Raw genomic sequence first — 8,516 nt, 5'->3', positions numbered from 1 at the left:
CCGTGCGGCGGTCCCAGGCCTACGCCGTGCTCAGCATCGCGCGGCTGCGGCTGCGCGTTCCCGTGGCCGAGGGGGTGAGCAAGGCGGGCGTGCTCGACAAGGGGTACGTCGGGCACTACCCGGGGACGCAACAGCCGGGGCAGGCCGGGAACTTCGCGCTGGCCGGGCACCGGAACACGCACGGCGAGCCGTTCCGGTACCTGCCCCGGCTGCGGCGGGGGGACGAGATCGAGGTGGAGACGCGGACGGCGACGTACACGTACGACGTCGACCAGATCCTGCCGCGGACCTTCGCCCTGGACGCGGGGGTCGTCCGGCCCGTCCCGCGGTCCCTGGTCCGGCCCGGGTACGGGTACCGCGAGCCGGGCCACTACCTCACCCTGACCACCTGCACGCCCGAGTTCACCTCGCGGTACCGGATGGTGGTGTGGGGAAGGCTGGCGTCGGTGCGGCCCCGTTGGCCCGGTGCGCCCGCTGGCGTGGCCGGCGTCGGCGCGGTCCCGTGAGCCCCCTGCGCCTGCTCGCGCGGCCGGCGCGGACGCGGCCCGTCAGCCCTCCTGCGCCCGGTCGCGCAGCGCGAGGACGAGCACCGCGCCGACCACCGCCAGGATCGCCGACACCAGCAGGGCGATGTCCGTGCCGCGGGTCAGGCTGCCGGCGGAGGTGGCGAGGGCGATGGTGAGGGCGACGCCGGCGCAGGAGCCGATGTACCGGAAGGTCTGCTGGGCGCCGGAGCCCATGGCGGCGCGCTCGCGCGGGACGGACTCGACGGCGAGGAGGGGGAGCGCACCGTTGAGCAGGCCGCTGCCCACACCGCCGACGATCAGGCCGGGCAGCAGCCGGGACCAGGAACCGGAGGCGAGGGCGCCGAGCATGGTCAGGACGGCGATCATGTGCAGGGCGAAGCCGATGCCGAGCTGGGCGCGCGGGGGGACGCGGGGGGCCAGGTGCTTGACCTGGAGGGCGACCGCGAAGCTCAGCCCGGACCACAGCAGGACCAGCCAGGCCGTGTCCAGCGGGGACAGGTGCAGCACCTGCTGCATCAGCGCCGGCAGGAAGCTGAACATGCCGATCACCGACAGGCCCGTGAACAGGCCGCCCGCGGAGGAGGCCAGGAAGCGGGGACGGCGCAGCAGGCCGAGGTCGATCATGGGGGTGGCGGTCCGGCGCTCCACCGCGACGAACGCCGCGCCCAGCACGACCGCCGCCGCGAGGAGCAGGCCCACCTGCGCGCGCAGCCAGCCGTCGCGGCCCAGGGTGAGGGCGGCCACCAGGGCCACCAGGGCCAGGCCGAAGGCGAGGGCGCCGAGCGTGTCCGGGCGGCCGCCGCGCGGGGCGCGGGACTCGGCCAGCGTGCGGGTGCCGAGCGCGGCCAGGAGGAGGGCGGCGGCGCCGAGGACGCCGTAGCCGGCCCGCCAGTTCGGCAGCGCGGCGGCCACGAGCGGGCCCGCCGCGATGCCGCCGCTGACGAAGGCGCCCCACACGCCGGTCGCGTGCAGTCGGCCGCGGGGGCTCGGGAAGGCGTGCACGATCAGGCCGAGGCCGCTGGCCAGCAGGGCCGCGCTGGCGGCGCCCTGGGCGATGCGGGCGAGGGTGAACTGCCAGGTCGACGTGGTGAGCGCGCCGAGTGCGGTGGTGAGGCCCAGGGCCAGCGTGCCGGAGAGGAAGATCCGGCGGCGGCCGTAGTCGTCGGCGAGGCTGCCGGCCACCAGGAGCAGGGCGGCGAGGCCCAGCGGGGTGCCGTTCAGGAGCCAGGCCTGGGCGGAGAGCGAGGTGTGCAGGGCGGCCGCCGTCTCCGGCAGCGTGATCATCGGCGCGGTGTACGACATCAGGGCCACGGCGGTGGCGGCGCTGATCAGTGCGAGGGTGGCGCGGGGGCGTGCGGGGGTGTCCGGCGGTGCTGCCGTGTGTACGGCCGCGGGCGTGGCGACGGAGTCGAGCCCGGTCATGGCATGTCCTGTCCTGAGGCGTCTAGGCTTTTCGGTTCAGTCATTGAACCGAGCTGTTTGCAGTCAGCCTAGCATCGTAAGTTCGGTCACTGAACCGAGTGTCGGAAAGTGGCTACAGTGGGGGCATGGCACTGGGCAAGGACTACGCGACACAGGAGTGCTCGATCGCCCGCGCGCTCGAGGTCGTCGGCGAGCGCTGGACGCTGCTCGTCGTCCGGGACGCGCTCTACGGCGTGCGCCGGTACAACGACTTCCTGGTCCACCTCGGCATCCCGCGCGCCGTCCTGGCCGCCCGCCTGCAGACGCTGACCGCCGAGGGCGTCCTCGAAAAGCGCCGCTACCAGCAGTCGCCGGCCCGGGACGAGTACGTCCTCACCGAGCGCGGCATCGCCCTGTGGCCCGCCCTGCGCGCCCTCGGCCTGTGGGGCCGCGAGCACTTCGGCGAGACGCAGCTGCGCTACTTCCGGCACGCGGCATGCGGCACCGAACTCGGGTCGTACGGCGAATGTCCCGCGTGCGGAACCGTCGTACCGGTCGCGGACGTTGTCACGGAGCCGGGACCCGGACTCGATCCGGACCCGGCGGATCCGGTCAGCCGGGCGCTGCTCAAGCCGAAGCGGCTGCTGGAGCCGCTGCAGACCGATCAGGGATAGGTCAGGTATAACCGACTCAGTGCGGGAGAGCCCGGGCCGGAAGGAGGGAGAGGCGATGATTCGCGGTCGTGCCGCCGGCGCGCGTGCCCTCGCGTTCCTGCTCCTCCTGTTGCTGCCCGTCGTCCTGTCCGACACCGGCAGCCTCACCACCGCCGTCGCCCTCGCCGCGACCGCCGCCGCCGGTTCGGCCCTCGCCGTCTGCTGCCTCCTCATCGCCCGCAGCGCGCCCGCCGTCCCGCCCACCCGGGTGCGCACGGCGATCCGCGACCGGGCCCGGCGTACGGCCTTCCTGCCGCAGCGGGATCCCGACGCGCCCGGCCGGCGCCGGCCCAGGGCACCCGGGCGGGCCCTCCCGGCGACCGCCGTGTAGGGCACGTCCTCCCGCACCTTCGCGTCCGTGCCCTCGCGCGGTTCGTCCTGCCGATTCCCTTTGTCAGCTCCGGCACGACGAGACCCCCGGAGGGCTCACCCATGTCCGTCTTCTCCCTCTTCGCGCACCTGGTCGAGCGGCTCGCCGACCTGCTCCAGCCGCTGTGCCACTCCTCGGCGGCCGCCGCCGCGATCGTCCTGTTCACCGCGCTCGTACGACTGCTCGTCCACCCGCTGTCCCGGGCCGCCGCCCGAGGCCAGCGTGCCCGCGCCGACCTCCAGCCGCGCATCGCCGAACTGCGCAGGAAGCACGCCAAGGACCCGCGGCGGCTGCAACAGGCGGTGCTGGAACTGCACGCCGAGGAGAAGGTCTCGCCGCTGTCCGGCTGCCTGCCCAGCCTGCTGCAACTGCCCGCCTTCTTCCTGCTCTACCACCTCTTCTCCGGCTCGGCGGTCGGCGGCGGCAGCAATAGCCTGCTCGCGCACCGGCTGTTCGCGGCGCCGCTCGGCGGGCGGTGGGCCGACGCGCTCGCCGACGGCGGGGTGTTCGGTTCGGCCGGCGTGGTCTACCTCGCCCTCTTCGCCCTCGTCGCGGCCGTCGCGACCTTCAACTTCCGGCGCGCCCGGCGCACGACGGCCGCGAGCCCGGGCTCGGTGGGCGCCGGCGACGCCGAGCCGGTGCCGGGGCTGGGCGCGGTCAACAAGGTGATGCCGTTCCTGTCCTACGTCACGCTCGTCACCGTGGCCGTCGTACCGCTCGCCGCCGCGCTGTACGTCGTCACCAGCACCACCTGGACCGCCGTGGAGCGGGCCGTGCTGTACCGGTAGGAGGCGCGGTGACGGTCCAGTACGTGAACAAGGTCTTGCGGACTGGACGGCGGGATTGGAGGATCAGCCAGTCCTCCGATGGCCGCACCCATCGGCCGGGCGCCCGCGACCGAGGGAGATGGTGACCATGAAGCTGCTGCGAGTCGGCACCCCGGGGGCGGAGCGCCCCGCCCTGCTCGACGCCGACGGGACCCTCCGGGACCTGTCGGGCATCGTGGACGACATCGACGGTGCGCTGCTCGCCGACGACGCCGCGCTCGGCCGGGTACGGGCGGCGGCCGAGTCCGGCGAGCTGCCCGCGCTGGAGGCGGCCGGGCTGCGGATCGGCCCGCCGGTCGGCCGCATCGGCAAGATCGTGTGCATCGGGCTCAACTACCACGACCACGCCCGCGAGACCGGCGCCGAGCCGCCCACCGAGCCGGTCGTCTTCTTCAAGGCGCCGGACACCGTCGTCGGGCCCGACGACACCGTGCTGGTCCCCCGCGGCTCCGCCAAGACCGACTGGGAGGTGGAGCTGGCCGTCGTCATCGGGCGCACGGCCCGCTACCTGGAGTCGGCGGAGGAGGGGCTCGCGCACGTCGCCGGGTACGCGGTCGCGCACGACGTCTCCGAGCGGGAGTTCCAGATCGAGCGCGGCGGCACCTGGGACAAGGGCAAGAACTGCGAGACCTTCAACCCCCTGGGACCGTGGCTGGTGACGGCCGACGAGGTGCCCGACCCGCAGCGGCTCTCGCTGAGGCTGTGGGTCAACGGGGAGCTGAAGCAGAACGGCACGACGGCCGAGCAGATCTTCCCGGTGGGCGAAGTCGTGCGGTACGTCAGCCAGTTCATGACCCTCTACCCCGGTGACGTCATCAACACGGGCACCCCGGCCGGAGTCGCCATGGGACACCCCGAGCCCAAGCCGTATCTGCGAGCCGGGGACGTGGTGGAGCTGGAGGTCGAGGGGCTGGGGCGGCAGCGGCAGGAGCTGAAGGACGCGTAGGCGCTCCGCTGGGTGCGCCGGGGAACTGCGGATTCGCCTTCTGCCCTTCGGCCGCGGGTGGTTCGTGGTTGGTCGCGCCTGCGCGGTTGGCGCTCGTGGGGTGGGGCCGCATGCCGAAGGCGGCCCCGTGTCCCTTCGGGCCGGATCAGTCACCGTAGGAGGGATGCCAGGCGGCGCGGCTGCGGGTCGGTGTTGGTTGCCGGCGAGCGCGTGGCGGGGCCGCATGTCGAACGCGGCCCCGCGCCCCTTCGGTCCGGATCAGTCACCGCAGGAGGGACGCCCGGCGGTGCCCCTTCGGGCCGGACCGGTTACCCCAGGAGGGACGCCAGGCGGCGCCACTCGTCGCGCGGCAGGGCGTCGGCTCCGGCGTCCGTGACCACCTGGAGGGCCACGTGGTCGGCGCCCGCCTCGTGGAAGGCGTCGATGCGGGCGCGGATGCGGTCGTCGTCGCCCCAGGCGAACACGGCGTCCACCAGGCGGTCGCTGCCGCCGCCGGTGACGTCGTCCTCCGTGAAGCCGAGGCGGAGGAAGTTGTTGGTGTAGTTGGGGAGTTCCAGGTAATGGGCCAGATAGGCGCGGGCGGTCTCGCGTGCGCGGGCCGGGTCCGGCTCCAGGACGACCTTGAACTCCGGGGCGAGCAGCGGCCGTTCGCCCAGGATCTCGCGGGCCTGGGCGGTGTGCTCGGGCGTGACCAGGTAGGGGATGGCGCCGGCCGCCCGGTCGCCGGACAGCTTCAGCATCTTCGGCCCCAGGGCCGCCAGTACCCGGCGGTCGGCGGGGACGCCCGCCTTGTCCAGCTCGTCGAGGTAGCCGGTCATCGCGGCGTACGGGCGGTGGTAGCCCTCGACCCGCGGGCCGTGGCTCACGCCGAGGCCCAGCACGAAGCGGCCGGGGTGCGCCGTGTCCACCTCGGCGAAGCCGGCCGCGGTCGTGGCGGCGTCCTGCTGCCAGACGCTCTGGATGCTGGTGCCGACGACGATCCGGCGCGTCGCCGAGATGAGCGGGGCCGCGTGGCCGGCGGTGCTGTTGCCGCCCAGCCAGATGGCGCCGTAGCCCAGTTCCTCCAGCTCGGCAGCGGCCTCGTCCAGCCGGCCGCGCCGGTCCGGGTCCTCCGAACGCAGTTCGACGCTCCAGACGCCGTACCGTCCGACGCGCTGCTTCAGGGGGGCTGTGGTGTCGCTCATCGGGTCTTCCCTCCGGGTGGTGGGCCGTGCCGTGATCATCGCGCCTTCAGCCACTGCCAACCGGAGGGCGTCCCGGGTTGATTCCCGCCGTTACCTCACTCGGCCGAACGGCCCAGGAACTGCTCCAGCGCCGCCACCACGAACCGGTGGTCCTGGAGCTGGGGCAGGCCCGAGACCGTCACCGCGCCGACGACGCCGACGTTCTCGACGGTGATCGGGAACGAGCCGCCGTGCGCCGCGTAGACGTCGGGGTCGAGGCGGGAGGAGTCCTCGAACGTCGTGCCCTTGGCCCGGAAGCGGGCGCCGACCAGGTAGGAGGAGGCGCCGTAGCGCTCCACCACCCGGCGCTTGCGGGCGATCCAGGCGTCGTTGTCCGGGGTGGAGCCCGGCAGCGCCGCGTGGAAGAGCTGCTGGCCGGCGCGGTGGATGTCGATCGCCACCGGGGCTTGGCTCTCCCGGGCCAGTTCGACCAGGAGCGAACCGAGGGCCCACGCGTCGTCGTAGGTGAACTGCCGGAAGACCAGACGGCGTTCCTGCGCCTCCAGCTCCTCGACGGACGGGGTGAGTTCGGCGGTGGTCCTGGTGGGTATCTGCGGCTGGTGCATCACAGGGTCACCGTCACCTTGTCCAGGGCGGACCTGCGGGCCGCCTCCAGCACGTCGAGTGCGGCGGCCGCCTCCAGGGCGGTCACCGGGTTGGGGCCCGCGCCCCTGAGCGCGTCGGCCACGGCCGCGTAGTACGCCGGGTAGTCGCCGGGCAGGGTCGGCACGGGGGTGCCGCCGCCGGTCAGCGGGGACTCGCCGGCGCCGATACGGCCGTACAGGGACTCGGGCTCGGCGCCCCACCGGGGGCCCGGGCGCAGGCCCTCGCGCAGGGCCGCCTCCTGCGGGTCCAGGCCGTACTTCACATAGCCCGCACGGGAGCCCAGCACCCGGAAGCGGGGGCCGAGCTGGGGGGCCGTCGCGGAGACGTAGAGGTGGGAGCGGACGCCGCTCGCGTGGGTGAGTGCGATGAAGGTGTCGTCGTCGGTCTCGGCTCCGGGGCGGCGGGTGTCCACCTCGGCGTAGACCTCGCCGGCCGGGCCGAACAGCACCAGGGCCTGGTCGACGACATGGCTGCCGAGGTCGTAGAGCAGACCCCCGATCTCCGCCGGGTCGCCGGACTCGCGCCAGCCGCCCTTGGGCTCCGGGCGCCAGCGCTCGAAGCGGGACTCGAAGCGCCGGACGTCGCCGAGTTCGCCGTCCGCCAGCAGCTTGCGCAGCGTCAGGAAGTCGCTGTCCCAGCGCCGGTTCTGGAAGACCGACAGGAGCAGGCCGCGCTCCTCGGCGAGCGCGGCCAGCTCGCGGGCCTCGGCCGCGGTGCCGGCGACCGGCTTGTCCACGACCACCGGCAGGCCGGCCTTGAGGGCGGCCGTGGCCAGCGGGACGTGCGTCCTGTTCGGCGAGGCGATGACGACCAGGTCCAGCTCGCCCGCGCGGTCCAGCAGCTCGTCCGCGGTGCCGGCGAGCCTCACGTCCGGGAACTCGGCGCGGGCCTGCTGCTGCCGCTCCGGGTGGGAGGTGACGACCGTGTCCAGGGCGAGGCCCTCGGTGGCGGCGATCAGCGGGGCGTGGAAGACCGAGCCGGCGAGGCCGTAGCCGATCAGGCCGACGCGTAGGGAGGGAGGAGTGTTGCGTCCTGTCATGGGACCCACTTTCGCAACGCTGTTGCCAAAGTGCAAGCGGTGGGCAGAATGGGTGGCGTGAACAGGACGAAGAGCGGCGGCCCGGCCGGGGCGAACCTGCGCGCGCTGCGGTCGCACAACACCGCGCTCGTGCTCGACCTGCTGCGCGGCGCGGGGACGGCCGGCATCAGCCGGCTGGAGCTGGCCGAGCGCACCGGGCTGACCCCGCAGGCCGTCAGCAAGATCACTGCGCGGCTGCGGGAGGAGGGGTTCGCGGCCGAGGCCGGGCGGCAGGCCTCGACCGGCGGCAAGCCGCGGACCGTGCTGCGGCTGGTGCCGGAGGCCGGGCACGCGGTGGGCGTCCATCTCGACCGGGACGAGCTGCGGGCGGTCCTGGTCGACCTCGACGGGGCCGTGGTGGCGGAGCGCCGGTCGGCACTGGACCTGGGGGCCGGGGCCGAGGCCGTGCTGGAAGCGGTCGCCGGGGAGGTGACCGGGCTGGTGCGGGCGGCGCTCGGGGACGCCGAGGGCGGGCTCGCGCAGGTCGGCTCGCTGCTCGGGGCCGGCGTCGCGCTGCCGGGACCGCTCGACCATGCGCGCGGGGTCCTGCACCGGGTCACGGGGTTTCCCGAGTGGGACGGGTTTCCGCTGCGGGACGCGCTCGAGGCGCGGCTGGGAGTGCCGGTGGTCGTCGACAAGGACACCAACGCCGCCGCGCTCGGGCTGTCGGTGGGCGGCGAGGGCGGGTCCTTCGCGTATCTGCACCTCGGGACGGGGCTGGGCGCCGGGCTGGTGATCGGCGGTCGCGTGCACCGGGGTTCGCGCACCGGGGCGGGGGAGTTCGGGCACCAGGTCATCCAGCTGGACGGACCGCTGTGCGAGTGC

The 8,516-nt window shown here is 74.3% G+C and carries 10 protein-coding genes; 6 read left to right on the top strand and 4 right to left on the bottom strand.

Annotated features, from left to right (window positions below):
- On the top strand, positions 1-506 hold a 506-nt coding region (locus ACLU3S_RS33945; RefSeq protein ID WP_413955829.1), incomplete at its 5' end, for a class E sortase.
- Between the two features lie 42 nt (positions 507-548).
- On the opposite strand, the gene ACLU3S_RS33940 is transcribed toward ACLU3S_RS33945, so the two are convergent.
- A complete protein-coding gene (locus ACLU3S_RS33940; protein ID WP_413955828.1) occupies positions 549-1,949 on the bottom strand; it encodes an MFS transporter in 1,401 nt (466 codons plus the stop codon).
- A gap of 125 nt (positions 1,950-2,074) precedes the next feature.
- On the opposite strand from ACLU3S_RS33940, the gene ACLU3S_RS33935 reads away from it, so the two are divergent.
- The 4 genes from ACLU3S_RS33935 to ACLU3S_RS33920 all read left to right on the top strand — a co-directional run bounded on the left by ACLU3S_RS33935 (position 2,075) and on the right by ACLU3S_RS33920 (position 4,784).
- A complete protein-coding gene (locus ACLU3S_RS33935) occupies positions 2,075-2,602 on the top strand; it encodes a winged helix-turn-helix transcriptional regulator (RefSeq protein ID WP_413955827.1) in 528 nt (175 codons plus the stop codon).
- Positions 2,603-2,657: 55 nt separating this feature from the next.
- Positions 2,658-2,972, top strand: coding sequence for a DUF6412 domain-containing protein (locus ACLU3S_RS33930; RefSeq protein WP_413955826.1), 315 nt, complete (start codon positions 2,658-2,660; stop codon positions 2,970-2,972).
- A 101-nt stretch (positions 2,973-3,073) separates the two neighbouring features.
- Positions 3,074-3,799 (top strand): YidC/Oxa1 family membrane protein insertase, encoded by a 726-nt coding sequence (locus ACLU3S_RS33925; RefSeq protein WP_413955825.1) that lies wholly within the window; start codon positions 3,074-3,076, stop codon positions 3,797-3,799.
- Positions 3,800-3,926: 127 nt separating this feature from the next.
- Entirely contained in the window at positions 3,927-4,784 is an 858-nt protein-coding gene (locus ACLU3S_RS33920) for a fumarylacetoacetate hydrolase family protein (RefSeq protein WP_413955824.1), read from the top strand.
- Between the two features lie 308 nt (positions 4,785-5,092).
- Here ACLU3S_RS33920 and ACLU3S_RS33915 read toward each other — a convergent pair whose 3' ends face one another.
- The 3 genes from ACLU3S_RS33915 to ACLU3S_RS33905 form a co-directional block, all read right to left on the bottom strand.
- Positions 5,093-5,968, bottom strand: a complete 876-nt coding sequence (locus ACLU3S_RS33915) for an LLM class F420-dependent oxidoreductase (RefSeq protein ID WP_413955823.1) — start codon at positions 5,966-5,968, stop codon at positions 5,093-5,095.
- Positions 5,969-6,063: 95 nt separating this feature from the next.
- On the bottom strand, positions 6,064-6,573 hold the full coding sequence (locus tag ACLU3S_RS33910; RefSeq protein WP_413955822.1) for a heme-degrading domain-containing protein: 510 nt from the start codon (positions 6,571-6,573) through the stop codon (positions 6,064-6,066).
- Positions 6,573-7,652, bottom strand: coding sequence for a Gfo/Idh/MocA family oxidoreductase (locus tag ACLU3S_RS33905; RefSeq protein ID WP_413955821.1), 1,080 nt, complete (start codon positions 7,650-7,652; stop codon positions 6,573-6,575). The genes ACLU3S_RS33910 and ACLU3S_RS33905 overlap by 1 nt, the downstream gene beginning before the upstream one ends.
- A 48-nt stretch (positions 7,653-7,700) precedes the next feature.
- Between ACLU3S_RS33905 and ACLU3S_RS33900 the strand changes: the two genes are divergently transcribed.
- Positions 7,701-8,516: ROK family transcriptional regulator (locus tag ACLU3S_RS33900; RefSeq protein ID WP_413955830.1), on the top strand; the 816-nt coding region annotated here is incomplete at its 3' end.

Origin of the sequence: Streptomyces sp. AF1A (genome assembly GCF_047340315.1) — a bacterium.
Classification (GTDB): domain Bacteria; phylum Actinomycetota; class Actinomycetes; order Streptomycetales; family Streptomycetaceae; genus Streptomyces.
Note: the sequence above shows the minus strand (reverse complement) of the source record. Positions and strands in the feature narration are given on the sequence as shown.